We start from the raw sequence: 25,950 nt of genomic DNA, 5'->3' as shown, positions 1-25,950 counted from the left end.
ATGATGAACATCCTCCCGAGGAGCACACAGCCCCTCTGAGCTGGGATGTCCGTCAAACCGGGTCAGGCCCAACGCTGAGGAAGCCGCGATCAACCCGACACGGATCACGTGCTGAGCTGAACGCCGCAGGTTTGACAACCGGCCGTCGGTGAGTTGGGTATTCCCATCCGTTGGGATAGCCAACTCGCTTTACAGCCGGCATGTGCCGCCCTGTTGGGTGCCTGTTGGGTTGACAATTGGACCCTGACGACGCGCCGTGGCCTGCTGAGGGGCATTTGGTTCATGCGAACACGGCCCGCGACGGCGCGGGAGCCACCCACCCATGACCGATTCCCATCCCGGCTCGGGCACGAGCCGCGACGACTCCACCAACATCGCCCACGCGAAGCGCGATGAACTCGACGACACCCACGCCGTTCGAGCCCACGACCTGAAGCAGCCGCACGGGTCGCATCTCCATGATCATGAGTCGCGAGTGTCATCCGCCGGCGCTACGACATCGGCCTTGCCGTCGCAGGCTGAGTCAAACTACGCTGCCGCGGCTCCTCACTCGCCACCGCAACGACGGGATGTCCGGGTCGAGCTTCCCGATTACGACCCCATGATCACACCAGGCACAGCCGCCGCGCTGCTTCGACTGATCCTCAACGCCGCACGCCACCAGACCGGCGGCCAGGATCCCCCACCGCCCAGGAGTACAAAATGAGATTCGCCTTCTACGGACGTGTGTCCACTGAAGACAACCAGGACCCCGAAGCATCCCGCAACTGGCAACTCGCCCGTGCCCGCAGCCTCATCGAGGCCGCCGGACACACGATCGTCACCGAGTACTTCGACGTCGGCACATCCCGGTCCCTGCCGTGGAAACGACGACCACGGGCAGCGGACCTGCTCGCCGCGCTGCGCAACCCGCGTCGAGGCTTCGACGGGGTCGTCATCGGCGAACCACAGCGCGCGTTCTACGGCAACCAGTTCGGGCTCACGTTCCCGCTGTTCGAACACTTCCGCGTCCAGTTGTGGATCCCCGAGGTCGGGGGCGCGGTAGACCCGGGCAGCGACGCCCATGACCTGGTCATGTCGCTCTACGGCGGGATGAGCAAAGGCGAGCGGAACCGAATCAAGATCCGAGTCCGCTCCGCCATGGCCGCTCAAGCCGCGACCGAAGGGCGCTTCCTCGGCGGCCGTCCCCCGTACGGTTACCAGCTCGCCGACGCCGGCCCGCATCCGAACCCGAGCAAGGCCGCCGACGGCCGAAGACTGCACCGCCTCGAACCCGACCCGCTCACCGCACCGGTCGTCGCCCGGATCTACCGCGAGTATCTCGCCGGCTCGGGCATCTACGCCATCGCCGAAGGGCTCACCCGCGACGGTATCCCTTCACCATCTGCGGCTGACCCCCGACGCAACCCACATCGACATGGCAATGCCTGGGCCAAGAGCGCGGTACGCGTCATCCTGACCAACCCCCGCTACACCGGCCGCCAGGTCTGGAACCGGCAACGCAAGGCCGAGATCCTCATCGACATCGAGGACGTCGCCCTCGGCCACGAAACGAAGATGCGCTGGAACCCCGCCCGCGAATGGATCTACTCCTCCGCGCTGGTCCACGAGCCCCTCGTTGACGACGACACGTTCGAGCAGGTCCAGACCCAGCTCGCTGCCGGAGCACGCCGACCGGGCGTGAAGTCCAAGCCACGCGCCAGCAAACGCGGATACACCCTGTCTGGCCTGCTGTTCTGCGGCCTGTGTGACCGGCGGATGGTCGGCAGCTACAACAACAACCGCAACCACTACCGATGCACCTACGCCGCCGAGTACGCCGACGCCAACAGCATCGCCCACCCCCGCAGCCTCTACGTCCGTGAGGACAAGATCATCGAACAGGTCGATCCCTGGATCAGCCGGGCGTTCAGACCCGCAAACCTGCAGGCCACACTGCAAGCCATCGCCGACGCCCAACACAACGACGCCGACCAGCAGCGCATCGCCGTCGCCCGCGAGAAGCTCGCGATCATCCAGACCAAGCTCGACCGCTACCGGGCCGCACTCGAAGCGGGCACCGACCCGGCACTCGTCCAGCAATGGACCACCCAGGTCCAGGCAGAGAAGGCCACCATCGAGGCTGAGCTACGCCAGCTCACCGGCCGCCGCACCATGACCCCCGCCGAGATCCAGACCGTGGTCGAGGCGCTCTCCGGCATCGCCAACGTCCTGCGCACCGCCGACCCCGTCGACAAAGCCCAGGTCTACCAGCAGCTCGGACTCAAGCTCACATACAAACCAGGCCTCCGCATCATCGAAGCGGAGGCCAACCCTGATGGATCATGTACTAGTTTGTGTCCGAGGGGGGACTTGAACCCCCACGCCCTATACGGGCACTAGCACCTCAAGCTAGCGCGTCTGCCATTCCGCCACCCGGACCTGCCCGGACCACTCTACCGTCCCCACTCGTCGCATCGAACCGTGGGGCCGGCGGCTGAGGGCCGCACGGGGCAAGACTTTACACGAACAGAGTGGATCATGCATTCCGTGCCGGTGGGAGCGGTTGGGCGGGGGTAGCGGCTAACCGGACAGGAGCACCTGGATGGTGCCGGTCGCTGTGGTCACCCTCACGCTGGTACGCCAAGGCACGTGCCCGGGGCGTACCAGGGCGTGATGTGCCTCATACCAACGACCTGGGCGATCCGCATCGCGGCGGTGAGGTACCGCGGCGACAGGCTACGGATTTTCACCGGCGCTACCTCGGCCGTCACTTCGGTTCGGTAGTACTCCGAGCGGCCCAAAGGATCGACCGACTTAGCTTGTTCTCAACCCGTCTGATGTTGTGTGCGGTGACGGTCAGGTCGCGTTTGACGGTTTTGCCGACGTCGTGGCGGGGTGCTGGTCTGTGGTTGCGGAAGCCGGGTGGCCGTCCGGGTCCTGGTCGGGTGGGTTTCGGTGGTTGGCGGGTCGGGTGCTGTTCGCGCGGAGGTTGCGAAATCCTCGACGGACCCGGGCGGGAGTGAGCCGGTTCTGGCGCGGCCGGTCGTTCCCAGGGGCGGCGTAGGTCGGCGGCGGTGGCGCCGGTGGCGGAGCACCACAACCACACCGGTCTGGGGTCACGGTCGCCGGGTAACTGCTCGACCCGCAGACGGATCAGGGTGCTCCCCGGCCGTGCCAACGCGTCCATCCGCTCAGAGTAGGTCGAGCGTCACGTCCACCCGCAAGAAGGCGTCTATCCATGCCTGAACGGCCTTGTCGCCCGGGTCAGTCCCGACAGCGGTGGCGAAATCGTCGACAGCCTCCGCGACCCGTCGCAGGCCTGTCGCGGTCAGGCCGCGGGCCGCGTCGCGCAGGCGTTCGGGGTACGCGGCCGGCAGGTGCAGCAGTCCCAGGTGAGCAACCTCGCAGAGCAGTCCCCGACTCTCCTCGATCGCGGCGACCACGGGGTCGGGCTTGCCGACGCTGCCGGACTTCAGGTGCCTCGTGACCGCAGGTGCCAGGTCGGGGACGACGATCGTCCTGTCCGTGGCGATCGCCAGTGGGTCGATCACTACCTTACCGGCGCGGCGGCGCACGACGCCGCTGACGTAGCGGACACGGCCATGCGCACCTTTCATCGCCGCGGCGACCGCGTCGAGTCGGCCGGGCGCAGCACCCGTGTAGGTGGTGGTGACGACGGCGTCGCCGCCGTGCGGGTCGAGGACGACAGCGTCGAGGCGCTGCTGACCAGGTGAGTAGTCGACGGACGGGACGTCGGCGACCGTCACGACGCGAACCAGATCGGCCGAGATTCGGGGCCGGACCAGCCGCGGCGGTAGCGCTTCGAGTTCGGCCCCGAGCGCCTCGACGCTTCGTACCCTGATCGCGTCGGGTAGGCCGTCCCACTGACCCCGCCACGGGTACACCGTGGTGTGAGCAAGACGGCCGGTGACCAGCCGAACGGCTCTGCTCGCGCTGCGTACTGCGGATTCGGTCACGACGGTGCCGGTGGCCAGGGCCTCGATGGTGGCTCCCGCGATGCGTTGGTGGGCCAGGGCGCCGTCGGACGCCGCGTCCCAGTCGCGTCGCAGCACAAGGACAGTCGCGGAGTCCGGGTCCGCGCAGAAGATCTCCACCGCACGCCGCGCGTCGACCGCCGAGACCCGGCAACCGAGGGAGTGGAGCGTGACCTTACGCATGGGGATCTCGGCCTGCTCGTCGGTGCCGAGGACCCACAGCCGTCGCCGGTCGCCGCCGTCGCTGGCAGCGCGGTGCCGGGCATATAGCTCCAGTACCAGCCCGGCGAGCGTCGCGGGCCGGTACCGGGCGTCGCGTCGCTGGTACGCCGCCAACTGGTCGGCCAGTTCATCGAGGGCGAGGAGCGGCCAACGCAGCCCGGCGGCCTCGAGGATTCGTCGCTGTTCGACGATCGCCGAGGCTATGCCCTGACCGACGTGCACCGCGCCGTCACGGACTACCCGGTCCGCGAGTCCAAGTGCCGCCTCGAGTCCAGAGGCACTGGCATCGCTGGGGCCTCCGACGACGATCCGTACCTCGGCTGATCCGGGTGAGCGCTCGTCGGCGGCGCGGCACGCCCACACCGCGAGGGCCACGACGTCGTCGCGGCCACCGCTCACGCCGGTGTGGACGAAGCCGAGGTCGTGGGGGACGAGGAAGCGTACGGTGGCTGAGCCGAGGTCGACGCTGGGGACCGGGTCGTTCGGTGCAGGGCGGCGGACACGGGCCAGGTACCCGGCACGCGCCACACGACGGGCGGCAGCCATCGAGGCGCTGCCGATCCGGCCGGTCAACTGTTCGTCGGTGAACGAGCCGGGTGACCAGATGGTGTGGCTATTTCTGGCATCCGGGTTGCTACGCGCTGACGTCGATCTCGGGGACGCCGGCGCTGCGCCCGGGTCGGTGGGCCCCGCGGGAAGCTCGGGTAGCTGCTGGTACTGCTGGTAGGCGACAACGAGTCCGATGAGGTGGCGGCAGACCGAGATGGCGGGACAGGAGCAGGCGCCGACGTCCAGGCCGCCGATCGGCAGGCTGGCTGCGGTGCCGTCAGGAAACGCCCCGTGCACGGTGCCGGTGTCGTCCACGGTGACCTCCGGCGCGCTTCGGTTGAGTTCCTTGACGGCACGCTTGACCAGCCCTCGGTTGGTCAGGGCGGCCAGCTTTCCGGTGGTCAAAGCCAGCAGGTCGCCACGCGGGACCGGACCACCGTTCACTGGCCGACCTGCTCGGCGACGAAGGCGGCGAGTTCGCCCGGGGTCAGCGCGCCGACGCGTACGCCGACATCGGCGAGGCGCTGCGCGACCGCACGGTCGTACGCGGGCCGGGCGTGGCTGTCGAGGGCGGCCAGCCCGAGGACCTTGGTGCCCTGCTCGACCAGGTCACGTACGGACCGTACGAGAGCGTCCTGCGTCGATCCCTCGTAGAAGTCGGTGATCAGCGCGACGATGGCCCGCCTGGGCTGCTCGATGAGCTGCCCGGCGTAGGCGACCGCGCGGGCGATGTCGGTGCCGCCACTGAGCTGGACCTTCATCAGAAGTTCGACCGGGTCGTCGACATCGGCGGTCAGGTCGACGATGTCGGTGTCGAACACGACGAGGTGGGTGCGCAGCCCGGGGAGCCCCCACAGGCAGGCGGCGGTGACAGCGGAGTGGATAACCGAGTCTGCCATTGAGCCGGACTGGTCGACCAACAGGACAACCTGCCAGTGGTCGAGGTGCCGGCGGGTGCGGGAAAAGAAGTACGGCGTCTCGATGAGCAACCGTCGGTCCTCAGGCCGGTAGCGCCCAAGGTTGTTTCTGATGGTGCGTCGGGCATCGAAGTCGCGGGCCACCCGGAACCGGCTCGCCCGTCGTGACCGGGTGCCGGCGAACACGGTCCGCACCTCGGTCGCGAGCTGGTCCATGAGCTGCCGCACGACCGCTTCGACGATGCGCCGGGCCAGCCGCAGCGTCTGCGGATCCATCAGGTGCCGGGTGCGCAGCACCGACCGGAGCAGGGCCGGGTTGGGCTCCAACCGTTCCAGGTTGGTGGGATCGGTCACCACCTCGTGGAGACCGTACCGCTCCACCGCGTCGCGTTGCAGCCGATCGACGGTCTCGCGGGGAAAGAGCCGGGTGACGGCGTCGAGCCAGTCGACCGTGGCCAGCGTCGAAGGTCCGTCGCCGCCGGACCGGCTACCCGCTTGGCGTACTCCGCGGAGCACGAGTTGCTCATCGCGGCCGTAGAGCCACTCGAGGGCGGCGTCGCGGGCCGCGTTCTCGTCCGTGGGCGGCTGACCGTCGCCGACGACACCGCCGGGTTCGCCGAGCACGAGTCGCCACCGTTGCAGGTCGGGCCCGGTCACTCGGTCACCAGTCCGGATCTGCGCAGCAGCGCGTCAATCCGCTCGTCGAGCGCCCGACCGGCCGCGACGACGGCCGGCGCGACAGGTAGCCGGAGCAACTCGCGGGCCGACCCGGACACACCGCGGCGGGCCAGCACGTGCCGGGCGATGATTTCACGTTCCCGGGGCGGAAAGTACGCGAACGCCTGCCGCAGCGCTGGCAGAGCGGTCAGAAACTCCTGTTCGCCGGTCGTGACGATGAGATCGTCGAGTAGGTCGAGGACGCCGCTGGCGGCGAGTACCTCCTCGCGGGCCAGTGCGAACAGCCCGGCGAGCCAGTCGCCGGCCGATGCCGGCACGAACGCTCCCCGGACCGCGCGGGCAGGCTCCACCCGCGCGCCCAGGGACCAGGTCAAGCCGAACGCCGCGCCGCGCAAATCGGGCGGCGCGTCCGTGTTGGCGGCGATCCGGGCCGCGACCGCCAGAGCAGCGTCGCGGTCGAGCCCGAGCGCGGAACGGGCGTGGGTGAGCGCGTCGCGGACCGCTACCAGCGCGTCGATCCGGGCGGGATCGGCCGTTGCCGTCGCGCCACGGACGCTCTCGGCGAGCCACAGGACGCGCCGCACGGCTGCCGCGACGACAGTGCCCACCGTCGCGTTGCCGGCGGGGGCCAGCAGGTGGTCGTGGCGCCACAGCGCGAGCGCGACAGCCAGCAGCCGGCCCACCGGCGCAACGCCGGTGGCGCTGCCGACCACCCCGGTCACCTGCCGCAGCGTGTCGTCGGAGACCCCGTCGTCGCCGCACAGCGCGGCGTCGAACAGGGCGGCGGACAACTGACGCAGATCGCCGTGGGCGGTGCTGATCTGTTCCGCCAGCACTGCGGCTGCCGCCATGTCGAGCGTCCGACCGTAGCCGCCGGCCTCGATGAGGCCCGGCAGACGGTTGTCGTCGACCCGGACGCTCCACTGCTCGTCGAGCACCGGGTCGATGCCGGTGGCAGGGCCGGTGTGCCGGGTGAAGCCGGGAACCCGCAGGACCCGCAACTGGTGCAGGACTCGGCTGCGGTCCAGGTCGGTGCGGTCGGTCAGGACCAGCCGTACGTCGCCGGGCTCGTCGAACCCGTGCCGTTCCAGCTCGGCCTCGGCGTGGTGGACCAGCGGCGGCAGCGGAGTGGACGGATGTAGCCGTCCGACGCGGTCGCCGGTGAGGACGTTTACCATTTCGACGACGGCGGGGTGGGTTCCCGCGTACCGGCTGCCCCGCTGCGACCAGGGCAGCGGCCCGTCGAGCGCCTCGGTGACCAGTGCGGATGCCAGTCCATCGAGGATGTCGACCCGGGCGAGGTGACGGTGGCCGCGCATCCGGGCGAGCCCGCTTGCCGAGGCACGCGCCGCGATCAGGTCCGCTGTCGACACTGCTTGTCGCTGCCGGCGCAGCCGCCCGACCACCGAAGCCACAACGTGGTCCGCGGCCGAGTCCGGCCCGTGGTCCCACAGCCGTTGGTAGTAGTCGGGCGACGGCATGCCGGACTGCTCTGCGTCGAAGGCATCGAGCCGGCGGAAGGAGTAGGGCACGAGATAGCTGTCGCCGACTGCGGTGGCCGGTGGGCCGGGCACCTGCGGCCAGGCGGGGTCGGCCGAGCCGGGACTGTGCGCGGTGGCTGCGGCCAGCCGGACGAGCGCCGGCCGGTGGAACCCGCCGGTGACCACCACGACCGGCCGGCTCCCAGCGTGGTTCACGGCCGCGCGGATCCACTGGGCCATGTACTCCTCCCGCTCGGTGTCGTGCGGCCCTGCCGTCGAACCGTAGCGGAGCAGGTCGAAGTAGCTGGCCAGCCGTTCTGCGAGATCGTCGGTCGGTGGGATCTCGAACAGGTGGTCCCACAGCGCGTCGACGGTGTCGACGCCGAACGTACGGCACAGTCGTCGCGTCACCTCGGCGTACCGATGCTCGGCGTCGGCGTAGCGGTTGCGCCGACCGGTGAACGCGGGATGCCAGGCGGGCAGATCGATGAAGCGCAACTCGGCTCCCACCTGACGGCCTGCGGTGAGCGCGACCCACTCCGGCGAGTACGCGCAGAACGGCGTCCACGAAACGTACCGGCGTTGCGGATCACGGTAGCTGGTGAGGACCGCGACCGGCAGCTCGTGGTCGAGTAGCAGTTCGTCGAGCCGGCCGTTCATCTCTGCCGGACCCTCCACCAGCACGTACGCCGGCCGCTGCGCCGCGATCGTCTCGGCGACGAGCCGGGCACAGGCCGGGCTGTGGTGGCGTACGCCGACGACGGTGACCGCCATCAGCCGGGTAGCAGGTGCCGGGCGGCGTGCATCTCCTGCCACTGCCCGCCGTGGCGCCGGCTGATCTGCTGTTCAAGGTAGCGCCGCAGGCGGGCCAGATCGTCGGGGTTGTCCTTGGCCGCCGTGCCGGCGAGGCAGGACACCAGATCAGCGGCGGAACCTGTCTCGCCCCGCAGGAACCAGCCTCGCAGCCCGACGGCGTGCGCGACCGCCACCGCCTCGGCTGTGCTCATCCCGGCAGAAAGGCATTCAATCACGTCGCCGTCGGACGTCTGCCCGGTGCGCAGCTCACGAAACGTCGTCACCAGCACCTCGAGCACGTCATGTCTAGGCTGGGCGGACACCCCGGAGCGGCGCAGCAGCTCCCCGGCCTCGGCCGCCACCAGCGCCAGCTCGGTGTCGAAGTCGGCGATCGGGAACACCGTCTCGAAGTTGAACCGGCGCTTGAGCGCCGAGCTCATGTCGTTGACGCCCCGGTCGCGGGTGTTCGCCGTGGCAATCACGGTGAAGCCTTCCTGGGCGAAGACCATCGCGTCGTCGCCGGGCAGCTCCGGCAGGGTGAGCACCCGGTCGGCCAGCGGAGACAGCAGACAGTCCTGCACCTCCAACGGGCAGCGGGTGATCTCCTCGAACCGGACGACCCTGCCCTCCGCCATGCCTCGCAGCAGCGGTGCCGGCACCAGGGACTTCCGTGACGGACCGTCTGCGACCAGCAGCGCGTAGTTCCACGAGTATTTGATCTGGTCCTCGGTGGTGGCCGCACCGCCCTGGATGGTCAGGGTCGAGTCGCCGCTGACGGCGGCGGCCAGCAGCTCCGACAGCAGCGACTTGGCGGTGCCCGGCTCACCGACGAGCATGAGACCACGGCCGGTGGCAAGGGTGACCAGGGCACGGTCGATGAGCGACGCATCGCCGACGAACTTGCGGCGGACACCGAGCTTCTCGTCACCGACAATGAACCGCCGCGCCGCCTGCAGGCTCAAGACCCAGCCGGGTGGCCGGTCGCCGGTGTCCGCCGTCCGCAGCCGGGCCAGTTCGTCGGCGTGGCGCACCTCGGCGGGTGGCCGCTGGGCCCGTCGCGCCGTCGCGCCGTCGGCCTGCCCGGTGCCGGCCGCTGACCGGTCGCCGGCGCTCATGCGGTGACCGCCGCGAGATCGCGGGCGAGTTCCCAGACGCTGACCGGCTCGATCTCGCCAAGTCGGACGTTCTGCACCGCGACCGTCGCCAGCCGCTGCTTTGGGTACTCGTCGCGATAGCCGATGGCGATGCCCGGGTCGAGGTCGATGACGACCGCGCCGCCGCCGGGCAGGTCACGGATGAACTCGCGCTGGAAACCGGCAGTCAGTGGATGGCTCCGGTACCAGCCACGCCGCTCCAGGCCGAGGAGTCCGCTCGTGGCCACGGTGATTCCCTCGAACCGGGTGAGGCGGTGCGCCGTCAACTCCGCCTCGGTCAAGGCGGGTGCCTCACGGCCGAGTTGCGGGAACGGTTGCAGGATCTCGTAGTCGGCGAACACCTCGGCCCAGGCGGCGACGGTGCCGGCCAGGTGCACCGGATGGGCGACGCCGACCACTGCGTCGTCGGGCAGCGACACCTGGTCGTCGTCGAGGTCGGCGAAAGTCCGGTCCTCGGCCAGGCGGACCGCGCCGACGAGGTTCCCCCGCTCGTCGTAGTGTCCCCACACCAACCGTCGCGCCAGGTGCCACAGCAGTGGGTGGGCCACGACGAACTGACGGAACTCGGCGCCCGTCCACCTCCGTCGGGTCACCATTGCCTGCTCAAGTCGATGAATCTCCGCGGCGGCGATCGCCCGCACGTCCTTCTTCAGGTCCAGGAACCGGCGGCGGGCGGCGGGCGCGAGGGTCTGGTCGTCCTTGACTCCGGGTCTGGGCAGGTCCCTGCGCTGCTTGCCGTCAGCGTCCCGTACGAATGGCCGGAGCTGTTCGTCGAAGCCGACCACGAACTGTCGCGGACCGTAGTCGAGGGTGAGGCTGCCGGTGGCGTCGAGCCCCAGATCCGGCACGAGCCGGTCGGCGAGCTGCTCCGGCCGTATACCCAGCCTTTCCGCGACCTCGCGCAACTTGAGGTTGGCGCGCTGCCGAAGCGCCTGGAACTTGACCTTCTGCGCGATGAGGTGCAGGTGCATCAAGGCTACTTCGGTGCCGATCGAAGCGAGCACGTCGAGCCCGGCCACGGCCCAGGGGTGCCGGCTCTCGCCGGGCCAGACCCGGATCAGCGGCGCGAGCCGGCGTACGGTCTCATCGTCGCCGAAGAGCCCGAGCGTGGTCAGCGCCCAGCCCTGCGCTGCTGGGGAACCGGCCGCCTGCCACCGCTCGAACAGTGCCCAGGCGAAGCCAGCGAGGTCGCGAGGCTCGCACAGGTCCTTGACGACCGCGACACCGGCGTACGGATGACCGGGTGGCGACATGGCGACCATGGTGACCACATGTTCGACGGCCGACATCGGCAGGACATGGGTTTCGTCCCGGAGCCGGATGCGGGGCAGCAGCCCTAGGCCCAGCCAGGGCGGCAGCTCCGGGATCTTCGGTGGCAGCGCATCGAGCGGATCGCCGGCCAGCAGGTCGTCGAGCGCCGCGACCGCCGGTGGTCCGTACTCCTTCGCGGCCGCGCGTATCTCCTCAGCGTGCCCGCTGCGGACCAGCGAGTCCAGCGCATGGACGGCCTGACGCCGCGCCCTGCCGGGGCCGCCGAACGCTGCCGGGATCAGCGCCCGGGCAGCCGCTGCGGCATGCCGGGTCAACCAGGCCATGGCCGGCACCCGGACCGACTTGAGCCGGTGCAGCCAGTCAGCCATCAGGACGGCGATCTCCGGAGCCGCGTACGGCAAGAGCACACCGGCCATCGCCGCCGGTTCCTGCCGGGCGATGGCGAGCGCTGCAGGGAGTGCGTCGAGCTCGAAGCGGGCCACCACGATACGCATCAAATCTTCGTCGGTCAGCCATGGGCCTGGACGCCAGTTGACGACCAGCGGCCGGGCCAATTCTTCGGGTGCGCCGACGTAGAAATCTTCCAACGTGTCCACGTCTTCGTCGCCCCTACGCACGGAGGCCGCCACCTCTGCCCAGTCGTGGGTGTCATCGCACCGGTCCTCGCCGCCGTCACGCCACCTGTCCCGCTCACCGACAAGCCACACGACCGACGGCTCGTCGCGGCACACCAGATTGTCGACGACGGCCGGTGTGCGGGCCTTGCGCTTGCCGGACCAGGGCGGGCGCACGAGCAGGGTGGGCAGGGCCGGCTCGGGGGCTTCGCGCACCGCTGCCGACGCCGCCAGGATGTCGCGGACCCGTCCGGCGGCGTCGCCCGGCAGCGTCGGCAGCATCCTTTCGGCGGCGCCGGGATCGGCGGTGACGTGTGCCCACAGCAGATCGTCAAGCTCGGGTCGCCGGCTTCCGGCGAGAAGCCGCAGCGCCCGGCCCGGGTACCGCCTCGCCGCGTCCATCACCACCGGCAGCACAAGTTTCTGATCGACCCGATCGAGCAGCAGTTGGAACGCCTCGTCGGTTGGTAGCACGGCCAGAACCGACAACCACCGGCGTCTCTCGGCGGTCGGCCAGTACCCTCCGTCGAGCCAGCCGGCGAGCATGGGTGCCACCGCCGGGCCGACCCCGGCCACGAGGGAGTACAGCGTGGTCGCGTCGTACGGCATCGCTTCGAGCCGGCGGACGTGTTCGGCAGAGACGACCGCCGACAACAGCAGCGACGCCAGCGTTCTGTTGCCGGTGGTGGCGACCGCGGCAACGGTCTCGTCGTGCCAACCGGTTTCGGTGGGCGCGAGGAACACCGCTGCGGCGCGTTGGTGCAAGGTGCCCTTCAGGAACGGGGTGAGGGCGGCCACTCCAGCGGCGTACTGGTCGTCGGGGGCGGCGGCGAGTGCGGCGCGTACCCGGGTGGCGACCGTCCACCGGTAGTTTCCGAAGCTGGAGTCGGCCGGAAGGTACCGGATGAAATGACGCAGGGTCGACAGGTGGCCGCGCTGCAACGAGACCTTCACCTCCAGGGACATCAGTTCGGCGGTGGCCGCGGCGGCGAAGGGAAGGCCACGATCGCCCAGCCAGAGCTCGGCGAAGTCGGGCATCAGGTCCGACTCGTGGTCGGTGGCTTCCTCTATCGCAGCGGCGGCGACCGCCGCCGCCCCCAGCGGGGACGGGCTGCCGGCCAGCTGGGCGAGGCCGGCCGCAGCCACTGCCGGATCGGTGTCACCATGTCGCAGGATCTGCTCGACAGGTCCGGAGAGCTTGTCGACCAGCTTCGCGACACCGTCGCGGGCGGCCAGGTCGGGCTTCTGGACCTCGCCGGCGAGACCTCGGCGGGCAAGCATGCTGCGCAGCCACGTCGCCGGCACGACGAACGTGTCCTCGTCGACGACCTGGTCGCGGCCGGCGGAAGCTGACGTCAACGAGTTCGTGCCCGCGCCACTCACCGAGCCGCTGCTGCGGGTCCTGCCCACTCACGAACCTCCTACCAGACGAAGGTGTGCGCGGCCAGTCGCCGGTCAAGGGGCGTAGGACCCCCGACGGGCAGGTCATCAAGCCGCGAAAGATCACGGTCCACGCTATTACGATCGGATCTGACGGAGTACCTCGACTAGGGAGGAACCCACCAGTGGCTACCGTGACCGATCAGCGCACCGCGACCCTGGCCGGCCCTGCCGGCGCGGACGACGGGCTGCTGCGGCTCCTCGCCGTGCCCGACGACGCCGAGCTGGCGCAGTTGGACGCCTGGTGGCGGGCCAACAACTACCTCACTGTCGGGCAGATCTACCTGCGCGGGAACCCGCTGCTGCGTGAGCCGCTGACGGCCGACCACATCAAGCCACGGCTGCTCGGCCATTGGGGCACCAGTCCCGGGCTGTCGCTGATCTATGCCCACGTGTCCCGGCTGATCCGGCACACCGGGCAGCAGACCATCTACCTGACCGGCCCCGGCCACGGCGGCCCAGCGCTGGTCGCCGCCGGCTACCTGGAGGGTACGTACTCCGAGATCTATCCGGACGTCACCCGGGACGAGCCCGGCATGCTGCGGCTGTTCCGGCAGTTCTCCAGCCCGGGTGGCATCCCGAGCCACGTCTCAGTCACCACCCCCGGTTCGATCCACGAGGGCGGCGAGCTCGGCTACGTCCTGGTGCATGCCTTCGGCTCCGTGATGGACAACCCGGACCTGCTGGCGATCGCGGTCGTCGGCGACGGGGAGGCCGAGACCGGCCCGCTGGAGGGCTCCTGGAAAGGCGTCTCCTTCATCAACCCGGCCCACGACGGCGCCGTACTGCCGATTCTGCACCTCAACGGCGCGAAGATCGCCGGCCCGACGGTGCTGGCCCGCAAGGAGCGCGGCGAGGTCCGTTCGCTGTTCGAAGGCCACGGGTACGAGGTCATCGAGGTCGAGGGTGACGACCTGCCCGGGATGCACTACCGGTTCGCCGCCGCGCTGGCCGACGCCTGGGGCAAGATCCGGGCGATCCAGTCGGCGGCCCGCTCCGGCGACTGGGACGGCTCCCGCCCCCGCTGGCCGCTGATCATCCTACGGTCACCGAAGGGCTGGACCGGCCCGGAGCAGGTCGACGGCATCACCGTGACCGGCACCTGGCGGTCCCACCAGGTGCCGCTGTCCGGTGTCCGCGACAACGCCGACCACCTGGCGATCCTGGAGACGTGGCTGCGCTCGTACCGGCCGGAGGAGCTCTTCGACGCGGCTGGTGCGCCGACCACGACGGTGACCGGGGTCAGCCCCGACGGTGACCTGCGGATGAGTGCCAGCCCGCACGCCAACGGCGGCCTGCTGACCCGCGACCTGGACCTGCCCGACTTTCGTGACTACGCCATCGACGTGCCGCAGCCGGCCCAGTTGCGCGCCGAGTCGACCCGTAAACTCGGCGAGCTGATGCGCGACATCTACACCCGAAACCCGGACCGGTTCCGACTGTTCTGCCCGGACGAGACCAACAGCAACCGCCTCGGCGCGGTCTTCGAGGTCTCCGACCGTGGGTTCATGGAGCAGGTGTATCCGACGGACACCGCGATCAGCCGCAACGGCCGGGTGATGGAGGTGCTGTCCGAGCACAACTGCCACGGCTGGCTGGAGGGCTACAACCTGACCGGCCGCCACGGTATGTTCGCCACCTACGAGGCGTTCGCCATGGTCAGCGCCTCGCAGACGGTGCAGCACGGCAAGTGGCTGCAGGAGGCGGCGCACCTGCCATGGCGGGCCAAGGTGCCGAGCCTGAACATCCTGCTCACCTCGACGGCCTGGCGTAACGACCACAACGGCTTCTCGCACCAGGGTCCCGGGCTGATCCAGGTGGTACTCAACCAGCGGGGCACGGTGTCGCGGGTCTACCTGCCGCCGGACGCCAACTGCCTGCTGTCGGTCGCTGACCACTGCCTGCGGTCCAGGTCGTACGTCAACCTGATCGTCATCGACAAACAGCCGCAACTGCAGTGGTTGACGATGGACCAGGCGATCGAGCACTGCGCCAAGGGTGCCGACATCTGGCCGTGGGCCGGCACCGACGACGGCAGCTCCGAGCCGGACATCGTGCTCGCCTGCGCCGGTGACGTGGTCACCATGGAGACGGTGGCCGCCGCGCACATTCTCCAGGAGCGGCTGCCCGGCCTGAAGGTGCGGGTGGTCAACGTGGTCAACCTGATGACGCTGCCCCGGCCGAAGGACCACCCGCACGGCATGAGTGAGACGATGTTCACCGAGTTGTTCACCGACTCGGTCGACGTGGTCTTCGCGTTCCACGGCTACCCGGGCGCGATTCACCAGTTGGTGCACGGCCGACCGGACGCCGACCGGTTCCGGGTCCGTGGCTTCATCGAGGAAGGGACCACCACCACCCCGTTCGACATGACGGTCCGCAACCGGGCGTCGCGCTACCACCTGGTGATGGACGCGATCAACAACGCACGGCGGTTGCCGCGCGGCGCCGCCGACCTCAAAGCCTGGTGCGAGGCCAAGCTCGCCGAGCACGAGGCGTACGTGGTGGAGCACCTGGAGGACATGCCCGAGGTGAAGGACTGGTCGCTGGGCGACTGGGCCAAGCAGGGCTGACCCCCGCCGCCAACCCAGCGGTCCGCCTGTCGATGTGGCAGGCGGACTACGCTGACGGCATGGCAGTCGTGAAGATCAACGCGATCGAGGTGCCGGCCGGTGCCGGCGAGGAGCTGGAACGCCGGTTCGCCGCCCGGCTGGGCGCGGTGGAGAACTCTCCGGGCTTCCTCGGCTTCGAGTTGCTGCGCCCGGTCGCCGGCGAGGGCCGGTACTTCGTCTACACCCGCTGGGAGAACGAAGAGGCGTACCAGGCGTGGGCGAGCGGCCCGGCCCGGCAGGCGCACGCCGCCGGCGACGGCGAGAAGCCCCGGCCACCGGTGGCGTCCGGGGCGAGCCTGCTCGAGTTCGAGGTGGTCCAGTCGGTGTCCCGCGCCTGATTCACCTGCCGGCGGGGTATGCCTGCCGGCATGACGTGGCTCTGCGTGGCATCCGGCATGCTCCTGATCATCGTCGTGCTGGTGGACGTGTGGCTGACGATCCTGCATCCGGACGCTGAAGGGCTGCTCGCCGGGTCGGTCCGCCGGCTGGTCTGGCGGGCGTCGTCGCTGGCCAGCGGGCGCGGTGCCAGCCCACGCCGTACGCCACTGGTGTGGGCCGGCCCGATTCTGGTGACCGGCACGTTCCTGACCTGGATCGTGCCGTTGGTGTTCGGCGTCGCCCTGCTGGTCTGGCCGTACCTCGACGGCTACCACCGGGTCATCGGATACGGGCCGGCAGGGTTCGACGACGCGTTGTACTTCGCCGCCGGCACACTGACCGTGCTCGGCTATGGCGACATCACCCCGGACAGCCCGGCGCAGAAACTTCTCGCGGTCGGCGTCGGAGCACTCGGGTTCACCCTGTTCGCGGCGTTGGCGACCTACCTGATCGAGCTGATCACCGGGTTGGCGGTGCGCAACGGATTCGCGCTCGCCGTACACGACCAGGTGCGCGACACCGACGGCGCCGGCCTGATCGCCCGTAGCCTGGCCGAGGAGGGGGTCGACGCGGCCCGGCAGCGCTGCGCGGCCTGGGCCGAGAGCCTGCGCGCGCTCGACGACACGGTCCGGCGGTACCCACTGGTGGCGCTCACCTACCGGCCACGCCGACCCGACTACGACATCGAGCCGGCGCTGGAACACGTCACCGAGGCGGCGGTCGCCGCGCTGCTGGCGGCCCGCCGCGCCGAGTGGCGGGGTCTCGGCCCGCGCGCTGAGGAACTGGCCTACGCGTTGCTGCGCACCCAGGACACGATCGTCCGCCGCTACCTGAGCAGCCGGCTGTCCCGGCGGGGAGCTGACGCTGGCGGTTGCGGGGCCGGCCCCGCAACCGCCAGCGACCCCGAGACGGTGCGATCTTTGCAGCGGCTGCACGGCCGCCTCGCCGCCCAGCTGGGTGACCGCTTCGATCAGCCGTTGTCGGACAACGATCGACTCGCCGTCGAGGTGCTGGCGTACTCCACCGTCTTCCTCGACGGGCTGCGCGGCTGGTCGGCGCCAGGAGTGAACCCCGACCTCGGCGGCAGCGTACCGCCGCGCGGCGGCCCGGAACCCCCGGCAGCCCACCACGATCGATGTGATTAGCTGGCCGCTGCCCGACCGCAGCCTGGAAAGGAGATGTCGAGTGTCCGACGTCCTGCTCAGCATCGCGATCATCATCGGAGCGGTAGCCGCGGCGGCGATCGCCGTCACCGTCCTCTACCGGGTCCTGCGGATCGTCGGACGCCGGTCGACGCTGCTCACTGACATCTCCCGACGCGCCTACTGGCCGACTCTGATCATCGCCGCGCTGCTCGCCGCCCGGTTCACCATCCCCGTCGCCACTACCAACGGCTGGCACGGACCCGTACTGCACCTGATCCTGCTGGCCGTCATCGGCTCCGGTGGCTGGCTCGTCGCCACCCTGCTCGGCCTGGCCGCCGACACGGCGCTGCGCCGCTTCCGCCTCGACGTCAACGACAACCTCGCCGCCCGTCGCGCCCACACCCAGATCACCGTCATCCGCCGGGTCGCCTTCGCCGTCGTCGGGGTGATCACCGTCGGGGCGATGCTGATCACCTTCCCCGGCGCCCGGGCTGCCGGGGCCAGCGTGCTCGCCTCCGCCGGTCTCGTCGGCGTCGTCGCAGCCCTCGCCGCGCAGAGCACCCTCGGCAACATCTTCGCCGGCCTGCAGCTCGCCTTCGGCGACGCGCTGCGCCTCGACGATGTGGTCGTCGTCGAAGGCGAGTGGGGCCGCATCGAGGAAATGACCCTCGGCTACGTCGTGGTGAAGATCTGGGACGAACGCCGGCTGATCCTGCCGTCGAACTACTTCACCACCACGCCGTTCCAGAACTGGACCCGGACTGCCTCGTCAGTGCTCGGCACCGCTGAGGTCGACGTCGACTGGAGCCTGCCCGTCGAGGCGATGCGTCGGGAACTGCGCCGCATCGTCGAATCCGAGGCCGCCGCGCCGCTGTGGGACGGCCGGGTCTGCGGGCTGCAGGTCACCGAGGCGACCGGCGGCACCATCCGGACCCGCGCGCTCGTATCGGCCGCCAACTCGTCCGCGTTGTGGGATCTGCGGTGCCTGGTCCGCGAACAGCTCGTCGGCTGGGTGCAGGCCCAGCATCCGCAGTCGCGGCCCCGGGTTCGCGCCGAGGTGGGCGCGGGCGGCCCGGCGGACCAGGCCGCCGACGACGCCAACGGTGGCGGGCCCCTCAGCGGCAACCCCAACGGTGGTACGCCGCAGCAGCGTGCCGCCGAAACCACCCCGGGCGTCGGCGACCAGGACCAGTCCCCGCAGCGGTGAGCACCAGCGCGGCCGTTCTCCCGGCCGCTCAGGGCGGTCTGCCGCAAGCAGCCCGCGCGGTGCCCACCGAGGTAAGTCCGGCGCGGAGTCGATTCCGCGGGAACTTCCACGCGGCCGCGTCCGACTGATCATAGGAAGACCCCGAGCGGGAAGACATGTGCCGGCGGTCGGGGTGGACCCGGTGGCCGGCCTACCCTCACATCCGAACAGGGAGAACACGAAACGTGAACATCAACGGATCGGACCGCTGGCGTACCGCTGTCGCGGTGGTCGGCCTCGCGGCGGTCGGCGTCCTCGCCGGCTGCGGCGACGACTCGTCCGGCACCACCGACACGACCACGGATCCGTCGGCGTCGGCCTCCGCGATGTCCGACAACATGGACTCGGACGGCATGGACGGCATGGACGGGATGATGAACGACCCGTCCGCCACCCCGGCCGACCAGCTCGACGGTGCCGTGGAGGCCACGTTCGCCCTGCTCGACACCCGGCCGCCGGGCACCGACGACGCCGCCGGGTCCGCCTGGCTGGCGCAGACCGACGACGGTACGACGGTCACCGTCACCATGACCGGGCTGGAGCCGGGCGCGCAGTACATGGGCCACCTGCACGCGCAGGAGTGCGCCGCCGACAACGGCGGACCGCACTTCAAGTTCGACGAGAGCGGCCCGGAGACCCCGCCGAACGAGGTCCACCTCGGCTTCACCGCTGCCGCCGACGGCACCGGCACCGCGACCGTCACCAACGAGCAGCAGGTCGGCGACGCGGCCAAGGCGGTGGTCATCCACCCGATGGAAGCCATGGACAACCGGCTGGTATGCGCCGACTTCTGAGTCACGCCACGGTCCTGGCCTGTGCGGGGGTGGCGGCGGTAGCGTTCGCCGCTCCCGCGTGGGCGCACACCGCGCTGGTCTCCGCCGTCCCCGGGCCGGGTGACGAGGTGGCCCCCGGCGTGGCGACCATCGCCCTGACGTTCGGGCCGCTGTCCGGCATCGGCGAGCGGCGGATCACCATCACCGGCCCCGACGACAGCATCGTCGCGGTGGGGGAGGCGGTCGTGGTCAACGCGAAGACCCTGTGCGCCACCGTCGACCCGCTGACCACCGGCGTACACGCGCTCGCATACCAGGCGACGTCGGCCGACGGACACGAGATCAGCGGCAAGTTCTACTTCGAGGTCGTCGACGGTGGCACCGACAGCGGTGACCCGGCGGCCTGCGCCCGCGCGGTGCTGCCGGCACCGGGCGCCGCCGCCGGACCCGCCGGCAGTGATCCGGTCGGCACCGAAGCGGACGCTGATCCGGCCGGCCCCGGCTCCGGGGAGTCGGGCCAGCCGACCGTGCTGACCGCCGTCGCCGCTGGCGTCGGCGGACTGCTCATGCTGGTGCTCGCCGGCTGGCTGCTGCGCCGGCGAGCCCGCCGAAGCCCGCCCGGCTGACCCCGATGCCCGGCCGGCCGGCTGCGGGTGATGCCGTCGGCCGGGCTCAGCCCGACCGGTTGTGCAGCAGGGCCACCGCCTCGTCGACATCGCCCCGCCCGGCCAGCACCGTCGCCAACGCGGTCCGCGCCGCCGGCTCACCCTGGTCGGCGGCCAGCCGCCAGAACCGCTCCGCCTCGACCGGCTCGCCCTGCTCGTGGAGCAGGGCGGCCAGCCGCGACGCCGCATGCCAGTCACCGGCCTGCGCCAACGACCGCAACTGATCCAGATGCCCCCGGTCGGCCAGCAGATCCACCAGGATCCGCCCAGCCGGCGACTCACCCGCCGCCGCAAGATCCCGCAGATAGCCTGTCGGATCCGGCACCGGCTCGATACCTGAGGACTCCGGGCCGAACGTCCGGCTGCCGCCGAACTCGTGCCGCAACTGGTCGTCGAGGTCGTCGGCCAACTCCACCATCGCCCGGATCGCCAGCAGCAGATGGGTCGGCTGGAAATCCACCCCGAGCACCGGAAGCGACGCCCACACCGTGTCCCCGCTGCAGTAGATCCGCCCCAGCGGCATTGTCATCGTCAGATCCGACAGCCGCCGGTACAACGCCTCGGTCGGCTGCACCCCGGTCAGCAACGGCGAGAAGACCTCCACCAGCGGTGGATCCTCCTGGGCCGTACCAGGATCATCGCGGAACCGGCGCGAACGCCGATGTCACCGTCGGAGTCCAGCCGAAGCTGATCGACGGGGGTGCCGAGGAGCGCGGCGACGACCGCCTTCACCTGACCGGCCAACTTGTCCCCAGCGGACAGACCAGCGGACACCCCGACGGTGCCGTTGAGCATGGTGGCCGGTTGGTTGACCACCGGGCGGGCGGCCAGCGCCGCAGCCAGCCGGGTGCGGGTCGGCAGCGGCACCGACGTCGTCGTCGCCACCCCGCCAGCGGCGGCCGCCGCTGCCAGGCCGGTGCCCGCGATGGCGCGTAACGTCACCGCGAAGACGATGATCGGCCGATCCCGTTTGCTGCGCCACGGCCACTGCCAGCGACCCTTCGACTCGGTCGTCGGGCGCATCATGCCGTAGAGGTTCAACGCTTCGGCTACTATGCTGCCGACCAGTCCCCACGTCGCTGCGATCCATAGAGACACATCCTCACTCTACTGATCGTGGTCACCCGTTCACGTGACGGGTGCCGGCCTTGTGGACGTCACCCGTCCTCGGCCCGGTCGGCAACGCCCACAACCTGATCGGCTACTCCTGCAACGGTAGCCGAACGCGGCAATGACCTGACGCAATCGGTTGGGGATCAACTTGTCAGGGTCCCGGCTGGCGCCAGCCGGTAGGAAATGCGATTGTATTCGCCGCAAGGAGCTGACATGTCCGGGCGGGTGAGCACTCGCGTACCGGAAGCGAAGGGGCACGAATGTCCGAGAAGGACGATGATAGGGCTCGCCTGCGTATCGGCGGTTGGCTACCGATCGACGGCGCACCCGGGTCCGTGACGCCCGTGCCGACCGACGAAGCCGCCGCCGATCAGACCGGCACCGACCGGGCAGCCGGCGGCCGAACCGGCGGGCGTCACATGAGCAGTGCCGCGAGTTTCCTCCGCCGGGTCACTCCGTCCCGCCCATTCACCGCGATCGTGCCCCGATCTGCCCGCTACACCGCCCGGCAGGCCGCCGCCGCGGCCGCCGCCGCGAACCGGACCGCCCCGGCACACCTGCCTACCGGCGGGCAGGACGCAGGCGGACCGGACGCCGACACCGCGAACACGCGTGGCACCATCTACGGCCGCAACAACGACCCCGCCAGGCCCCGGCGACTGCTGCTCGGCGCCGGCGCCCTGTTCACCATCGCAGCCCTGCTCGTAGTGGCGATGGTACGGGACGGCATCGGCCGGGAGCCGATCCGCGGCGAGTTCGCCGCCGGCGTACCCAACGTCGACGCCCCAGCCTTCGGCGCCGACAGCCCAAGCCCCGACGTCGAGGCATCGGCCGACGCGTCGGCCGACGCGTCGGCCAACGGCACGCCGGTTGGCGACCCGGCAGCCTCGGGCGGCGCCGCCCCAGACATCGGCATCGACCCCGGCGTCAACCCCAACCCGCATCCCGGCACCGGCGACGCACCCGGCCCGGCCCCCGCCACCACCACACCGTCGGCCGGCAACATGACGCCGCCGGCCGCACCCACCACTCCGGCCACCGTCCCACTCACCCCCGGCAGTCGCGTCGGTCTCGAAGTTGCCGCCATGCCCGGTCACCGGATCCGCCACCGAGACTCCATCGCCGTCGTCGAACCCGTCGACGCTGACAGCAGATCGAAGACCGACGCCGCATTCGTGGTCCGCCCCGGCCTGGCCAGCCGCAGTTGCGTCTCCTTCGAATCGGCGAACGTTCCCGGCTACTACCTGCGCCACCGCGGGTTCCGAATCTTCCTGGACCGCATCGACGACAGCTCACTGTTCCGCGCCGACACCACCTTCTGCCCGGTCACCGGCATCGGCGGCCGGCACACCTCGTTCAAGTCCTACAACTACCCGGACCGCTTCCTGCGCCACGACACCCACAAGCAGATGCGCATCTCACCGATCGGCGACGGCTCGTCGCCCGCGTCGGCTACCTTCCTGATCCGCCCGCCGCTGTAGCGTCGGACCCGCCAGCGGGCCCGGCAGCCGGGCCAGCCTGCCCGGCCGGGCCCGCCGCCGCTCGCCGCAACGACCACAGCGGTGGCCCGGCGGGGGACAGGTGCCGAGGACCGGGCGTACGCCAACCACGCCGTACCAGCAGATCCCGCACGTACTCCTCATCGGTGACCGCATGCCCGGCGAGCCCGGCGGCGTCGAGACGACCATGATGGTCGGCGAGCAGCGCGGTCGCGATCCGCTTGCGCCGCAACCACGGCGCCGCCGCCAGCCACACCAGCTCATGCCCCAGCGTCTGGCCCGGCCCGAACGCCTGATCATCCGGCCCGGCCGGCAGCCGTAACGCCGCCGCCCGATGCTCGTCCCGCGCCGCCCACAGATGCGCGAACCGCCGCCGGTAGATGCCGACCGCGCCGAGATACTCCCGCTCGTGGGCGGTCACCGTCGACAACAGCATCGGGTACGGCTGCCAGACGGCGACCCCTTCCCGGTTGCCGGCCACCCGCACGATCCCATGCGCCAACCCCTGCTCCAACTCCATCTCGAACACCCGCAGGAAGGTGGTGTAACGGTTCGCCACATCACCGATCAGCCAGGCCGCCACCGGGTTCAGCACGAACGCCTCGGCGAGCAGCCCCGACAACTCGCCGATGTCGGCGGCGGTCCCCGCCCGTACGGTCATCTCGGAATCCACGGTCACCCTCCAAAACGGTTGATAGCGGTGGCGGCCCGCGCCCAGGCCAGAAAACGGACGTACGTCATCACCGGGGTCAGCCCCGGCAGGTCGCGGGCGGCATCCTCGGACCGCACGGCCAGATAGATGCACAAACCAATCCGGTCGTACGCGGCGACCAGCTGCTCCTTCGCCGCCAAGCACGGCCACGGGTCGCGGCACAACCGGCACCGCCACGACGGCCGCGCCGCCACATGCTCGACGCTCACCGCCCGGTATCCAGCGTCACGAACTGTCGGGAACCGCATCCCGGGCAGCGCAGCGTCTGCCCGCAGGACGGGCACCAACGCCGCCGCAGCCGGCACAGCAGCAGCCCCGGCGGAATGCCCAACACAAAACCGACGACAATGTACGCGAGCGCGGTCAACATGACGATTTCCTCCCGAGCGAAGATCAATTAATCGGGCGGGTGGGAACGCGTCGGGGCTGGCCCCGCCGCAGTCGATACGGGGGGTCACGACTGCGGCGGGAGACTATGGACAGCACCGGCATGAGTTATCTAACGTGGACGCCATGCAGAAGACAAGGCGTGTTGCGCCGCTATCGCCATGGGCAGCGTCTGGTGAGATTCAATCAATTCAGTGCCGGGTGTCATCACGATTATGAAGGCGCTCGTCAGTTGATTGTCCACCACCTGGTGACTACACTCACCACAGAGGATGAAGGGGGCGAGCGACTTGTCCGGCTCGATCGGCACAACCCTGCTCCGCCGACACATCGGCCGCTGGTTCACCGTCTTGCGGGAGTCCGCCGGCATCAGCCAGGACGCCGCGGCTCGCGAGCTGCAACGCGGCTCCTCGACCATCTGGCGCATCGAGGCCGGCGACGAGCGAATCCGCTTCCGCGACGTCGACGTCCACGCCATGTGCACCCTCTACGCGGTCTCCCCGGAGACCCGCGCCCGCCTGCTCAACCTCACCAAGGAGACCCGCGAGGCACCCAAGCGCGCCTGGTGGCACGACTACACCGAGTCCGCCCTGCCCGCCTGGTTCGGCCTCTACGTCTCCCTCGAAGACAGCGCCGCCATGATCCGCCAGTACGAGCCGGAGTCGGTTCCAGGGCTACTGCAAGTGCGCTCATACGCCGAGACGGTTACGAGACTGCCGGTTGGTCTACTCACAGAGGAACAGATCGCGCACCGCGTCCGAGTTCGGATGGAGCGGCAAGCGCTCCTCACCTCGCCGCGACCGCCACACCTGCGCGCGATGCTCAACGAAGCAGTGCTACACCGCATGGTCGGGGGACCGGAGGTGATGGCACAGCAGCTGCAGCATCTCCTTGCCATCACCGAGCGCCACAGCGTCGCTGTCCAGGTCATCCCATACTCAGCCGGTGCGCACAGCGGGATGAACTCGGCGTTCAGCTTCCTGGCCTTCCCCAATGCCCCGCTCAGCGCTGATCCAGTCGAGCCACCCTTGGTCTACGTGGACACCCTGACCGGAGCGCTCTACCTAAACAAGGCTGACGAGGTCAGGGCCTACGATTTGGTTTGGGACGATCTTGAGAACCGCGCCCTCGACGAATCGGCGTCAAGGGATGTCATCCGTGAAGCATTGGAGGCAATCACTAGTGGACAGCCTGACCGGCGCGACGTGGCGCAAGAGTAGCCGTAGCGGCAATTCCGGCAACTGCGTCGAAGTCGCGACGAATTTGCCCGCCGTCATCGCCGTACGGGACAGCAAGGACACGGCCGGCCCGGTCCTCACCTTCGCCCCCGCCCAGTGGGCCACCTTCACCACCCGCCTGCCGACGGCTGGCAGCGCTCACTGACGTCAACGCCGCTGGGTGGCCAGGCTGCCGGCCACCCAGCGGCGTTGACGTCAATAGTTGATCTAGGAACCTCCGGTGGTCACGCTCCAAGCGTGAGGTTCCAAACCGCCGAATTGCTAGAATTGGGACATTGTCGGCTCGTGATCGGCGCGACATATGTTGATGAAGGCGAATGTTGCCAGCTCGCGAGCCGCTGCGCCGGGTCTCCGGACCCGGCGAGGATCGCAACGGCGTGGCCGGGGTCGGAGGTGGCCAGGAACCCGCCCGGCTGCGCCGGGTCTCCGGACCCGGCGAGGATCGCAACGTCGACATCGACCCGGCCACCTGGACCATCGACCCGACCGCTGCGCCGGGTCTCCGGACCCGGCGAGGATCGCAACATCCGGATCGGACTTGAGGGGCGCATCGACGTCGTCACGCTGCGCCGGGTCTCCGGACCCGGCGAGGATCGCAACGCCGACGGCAATGTCCGGGTGGCCTTCGTGGCCGCCATGCTGCGCCGGGTCTCCGGACCCGGCGAGGATCGCAACCCGTCTGCCTGCAGGCGGACCTGGTCGCGGAGCACGAGCTGCGCCGGGTCTCCGGACCCGGCGAGGATCGCAACAAGCTGGAGGGCCGCGACGTCGGCCACGTGGCGGACCTGCTGCGCCGGGTCTCCGGACCCGGCGAGGATCGCAACAGCAGGGCTTCGAAGGCGACAAGGAATCGGCCGACGCCGCTGCGCCGGGTCTCCGGACCCGGCGAGGATCGCAACGGAGTCAACCCGGCCGCCCTGTTCGGCTGGGGCGGTTGGCTGCGCCGGGTCTCCGGACCCGGCGAGGATCGCAACCCGGAGGCACTGGCCAGTGAGGGCGACGTGGTGCGCATGCTGCGCCGGGTCTCCGGACCCGGCGAGGATCGCAACGACGAAACCGTCGAGTCGGAGTCGGCGTACCAGG

At 70.2% G+C, this 25,950-nt stretch carries 20 protein-coding genes, 1 tRNA gene, 1 pseudogene and 1 CRISPR repeat array; of the genes and pseudogenes, 10 read left to right on the top strand and 12 right to left on the bottom strand.

Going from position 1 to position 25,950, the window contains the following annotated elements; translation table 11 throughout:
- The first annotated feature begins 702 nt into the window (after positions 1-702).
- Positions 703-2,382 (top strand): recombinase family protein, encoded by a 1,680-nt coding sequence (locus tag ACFHVL_RS27825; protein ID WP_416631433.1) that lies wholly within the window; start codon positions 703-705, stop codon positions 2,380-2,382.
- On the opposite strand, the gene ACFHVL_RS27820 is transcribed toward ACFHVL_RS27825, so the two are convergent.
- The 7 genes and pseudogenes from ACFHVL_RS27820 to ACFHVL_RS27790 form a co-directional block, all read right to left on the bottom strand.
- Positions 2,338-2,421: transfer RNA gene (locus ACFHVL_RS27820), tRNA-Leu, on the bottom strand. The two genes, ACFHVL_RS27825 and ACFHVL_RS27820, sit on opposite strands and share 45 nt — an antisense overlap.
- Positions 2,422-2,749: 328 nt before the next feature.
- Positions 2,750-3,190 (bottom strand): annotated as a pseudogene (locus ACFHVL_RS27815) (hypothetical protein); the annotation flags it as partial.
- Positions 3,174-5,192: a hypothetical protein gene (locus ACFHVL_RS27810; RefSeq protein WP_416631430.1), complete on the bottom strand. Its 2,019-nt coding sequence runs from the start codon at positions 5,190-5,192 to the stop codon at positions 3,174-3,176. The pseudogene ACFHVL_RS27815 and the gene ACFHVL_RS27810, both read right to left, overlap by 17 nt.
- The gene (locus ACFHVL_RS27805) at positions 5,189-6,322 is read right to left on the bottom strand and encodes a VWA domain-containing protein (RefSeq protein ID WP_416631429.1); all 1,134 of its coding nucleotides are present in this window, start codon (positions 6,320-6,322) and stop codon (positions 5,189-5,191) included. The genes ACFHVL_RS27810 and ACFHVL_RS27805 overlap by 4 nt, the downstream gene beginning before the upstream one ends.
- Entirely contained in the window at positions 6,319-8,598 is a 2,280-nt protein-coding gene (locus ACFHVL_RS27800) for a DUF5682 family protein (RefSeq protein WP_416631428.1), read from the bottom strand. The genes ACFHVL_RS27805 and ACFHVL_RS27800 overlap by 4 nt, the downstream gene beginning before the upstream one ends.
- A complete protein-coding gene (locus tag ACFHVL_RS27795; RefSeq protein ID WP_416631427.1) occupies positions 8,598-9,734 on the bottom strand; it encodes an ATP-binding protein in 1,137 nt (378 codons plus the stop codon). The genes ACFHVL_RS27800 and ACFHVL_RS27795 overlap by 1 nt, the downstream gene beginning before the upstream one ends.
- Positions 9,731-13,069, bottom strand: a complete 3,339-nt coding sequence (locus ACFHVL_RS27790) for a DUF4132 domain-containing protein (protein ID WP_416631426.1) — start codon at positions 13,067-13,069, stop codon at positions 9,731-9,733. Before ACFHVL_RS27790 ends, ACFHVL_RS27795 begins: the two co-directional genes overlap by 4 nt.
- A gap of 164 nt (positions 13,070-13,233) precedes the next feature.
- Between ACFHVL_RS27790 and ACFHVL_RS27785 the strand changes: the two genes are divergently transcribed.
- The 6 genes from ACFHVL_RS27785 to ACFHVL_RS27760 all read left to right on the top strand — a co-directional run bounded on the left by ACFHVL_RS27785 (position 13,234) and on the right by ACFHVL_RS27760 (position 19,879).
- On the top strand, positions 13,234-15,672 hold the full coding sequence (locus tag ACFHVL_RS27785; protein ID WP_416631431.1) for a phosphoketolase: 2,439 nt from the start codon (positions 13,234-13,236) through the stop codon (positions 15,670-15,672).
- Positions 15,673-15,731: 59 nt separating this feature from the next.
- Positions 15,732-16,049, top strand: coding sequence for an antibiotic biosynthesis monooxygenase family protein (locus ACFHVL_RS27780; protein ID WP_416631424.1), 318 nt, complete (start codon positions 15,732-15,734; stop codon positions 16,047-16,049).
- Between the two features lie 30 nt (positions 16,050-16,079).
- Positions 16,080-17,234 carry a potassium channel family protein gene (locus ACFHVL_RS27775; protein ID WP_416631422.1) on the top strand — a complete coding sequence of 385 codons (1,155 nt, stop codon included), beginning with the start codon at positions 16,080-16,082 and terminating at the stop codon, positions 17,232-17,234.
- 40 nt (positions 17,235-17,274) lie between these two features.
- The gene (locus ACFHVL_RS27770) at positions 17,275-18,441 is read left to right on the top strand and encodes a mechanosensitive ion channel family protein (RefSeq protein ID WP_416631420.1); all 1,167 of its coding nucleotides are present in this window, start codon (positions 17,275-17,277) and stop codon (positions 18,439-18,441) included.
- 224 nt (positions 18,442-18,665) lie between these two features.
- Positions 18,666-19,274, top strand: coding sequence for a hypothetical protein (locus ACFHVL_RS27765; protein ID WP_416631418.1), 609 nt, complete (start codon positions 18,666-18,668; stop codon positions 19,272-19,274).
- Entirely contained in the window at positions 19,259-19,879 is a 621-nt protein-coding gene (locus tag ACFHVL_RS27760) for a copper resistance CopC family protein (protein WP_416631416.1), read from the top strand. The genes ACFHVL_RS27765 and ACFHVL_RS27760 overlap by 16 nt, the downstream gene beginning before the upstream one ends.
- Positions 19,880-19,925: 46 nt before the next feature.
- On the opposite strand, the gene ACFHVL_RS27755 is transcribed toward ACFHVL_RS27760, so the two are convergent.
- Together ACFHVL_RS27755 and ACFHVL_RS27750 are read right to left on the bottom strand one after the other, a co-directional pair.
- Positions 19,926-20,522 (bottom strand): T3SS (YopN, CesT) and YbjN peptide-binding chaperone 1, encoded by a 597-nt coding sequence (locus ACFHVL_RS27755; protein ID WP_416631414.1) that lies wholly within the window; start codon positions 20,520-20,522, stop codon positions 19,926-19,928.
- Positions 20,498-21,016 carry a hypothetical protein gene (locus ACFHVL_RS27750; RefSeq protein WP_416631412.1) on the bottom strand — a complete coding sequence of 173 codons (519 nt, stop codon included), beginning with the start codon at positions 21,014-21,016 and terminating at the stop codon, positions 20,498-20,500. Before ACFHVL_RS27750 ends, ACFHVL_RS27755 begins: the two co-directional genes overlap by 25 nt.
- A 359-nt stretch (positions 21,017-21,375) precedes the next feature.
- On the opposite strand from ACFHVL_RS27750, the gene ACFHVL_RS27745 reads away from it, so the two are divergent.
- Entirely contained in the window at positions 21,376-22,512 is a 1,137-nt protein-coding gene (locus tag ACFHVL_RS27745) for an AbfB domain-containing protein (protein WP_416631410.1), read from the top strand.
- On the opposite strand, the gene ACFHVL_RS27740 is transcribed toward ACFHVL_RS27745, so the two are convergent.
- From ACFHVL_RS27740 to ACFHVL_RS27730, 3 genes are all read right to left on the bottom strand, one after another.
- Positions 22,484-23,203 carry a hypothetical protein gene (locus ACFHVL_RS27740; protein WP_416631408.1) on the bottom strand — a complete coding sequence of 240 codons (720 nt, stop codon included), beginning with the start codon at positions 23,201-23,203 and terminating at the stop codon, positions 22,484-22,486. The two genes, ACFHVL_RS27745 and ACFHVL_RS27740, sit on opposite strands and share 29 nt — an antisense overlap.
- A 2-nt stretch (positions 23,204-23,205) precedes the next feature.
- Positions 23,206-23,382 (bottom strand): hypothetical protein, encoded by a 177-nt coding sequence (locus ACFHVL_RS27735; RefSeq protein WP_416631406.1) that lies wholly within the window; start codon positions 23,380-23,382, stop codon positions 23,206-23,208.
- A 65-nt stretch (positions 23,383-23,447) separates the two neighbouring features.
- Positions 23,448-23,612: a hypothetical protein gene (locus tag ACFHVL_RS27730; RefSeq protein WP_416631405.1), complete on the bottom strand. Its 165-nt coding sequence runs from the start codon at positions 23,610-23,612 to the stop codon at positions 23,448-23,450.
- 289 nt (positions 23,613-23,901) lie between these two features.
- Here ACFHVL_RS27730 and ACFHVL_RS27725 point away from each other — a divergent pair, with 289 nt between their 5' ends.
- Together ACFHVL_RS27725 and ACFHVL_RS27720 are read left to right on the top strand one after the other, a co-directional pair.
- Entirely contained in the window at positions 23,902-24,849 is a 948-nt protein-coding gene (locus tag ACFHVL_RS27725) for a helix-turn-helix domain-containing protein (RefSeq protein ID WP_416631404.1), read from the top strand.
- Positions 24,812-25,012: a DUF397 domain-containing protein gene (locus ACFHVL_RS27720; protein ID WP_416631402.1), complete on the top strand. Its 201-nt coding sequence runs from the start codon at positions 24,812-24,814 to the stop codon at positions 25,010-25,012. The genes ACFHVL_RS27725 and ACFHVL_RS27720 overlap by 38 nt, the downstream gene beginning before the upstream one ends.
- 192 nt (positions 25,013-25,204) lie before the next feature.
- A CRISPR array of direct repeats spans positions 25,205-25,916; the repeat unit is 37 nt; unit sequence GCTGCGCCGGGTCTCCGGACCCGGCGAGGATCGCAAC.
- Between the last annotated feature and the right edge of the window lie 34 nt (positions 25,917-25,950).

Source organism: Micromonospora sp. LOL_023, assembly GCF_048060115.1.
In the GTDB taxonomy this organism is placed as follows: domain Bacteria; phylum Actinomycetota; class Actinomycetes; order Mycobacteriales; family Micromonosporaceae; genus Micromonospora_E.
Note: the sequence above shows the minus strand (reverse complement) of the source record. Positions and strands in the feature narration are given on the sequence as shown.

Excerpts from the sequence above, each read along its gene's own strand:
- ACFHVL_RS27795 (WP_416631427.1), bottom strand. The coding sequence starts at position 9,734 with ATGAGCGCCGGCGACCGGTCAGCGGCCGGCACCGGGCAGGCCGACGGC.
- ACFHVL_RS27725 (WP_416631404.1), top strand. The coding sequence starts at position 23,902 with ATGAAGGGGGCGAGCGACTTGTCCGGCTCGATCGGCACAACCCTGCTC.
- ACFHVL_RS27730 (WP_416631405.1), bottom strand. The coding sequence starts at position 23,612 with ATGTTGACCGCGCTCGCGTACATTGTCGTCGGTTTTGTGTTGGGCATT.
- ACFHVL_RS27825 (WP_416631433.1), top strand. The coding sequence starts at position 703 with ATGAGATTCGCCTTCTACGGACGTGTGTCCACTGAAGACAACCAGGAC.
- ACFHVL_RS27780 (WP_416631424.1), top strand. The coding sequence starts at position 15,732 with ATGGCAGTCGTGAAGATCAACGCGATCGAGGTGCCGGCCGGTGCCGGC.
- ACFHVL_RS27775 (WP_416631422.1), top strand. The coding sequence starts at position 16,080 with ATGACGTGGCTCTGCGTGGCATCCGGCATGCTCCTGATCATCGTCGTG.
- ACFHVL_RS27800 (WP_416631428.1), bottom strand. The coding sequence starts at position 8,598 with ATGGCGGTCACCGTCGTCGGCGTACGCCACCACAGCCCGGCCTGTGCC.
- ACFHVL_RS27760 (WP_416631416.1), top strand. The coding sequence starts at position 19,259 with ATGCGCCGACTTCTGAGTCACGCCACGGTCCTGGCCTGTGCGGGGGTG.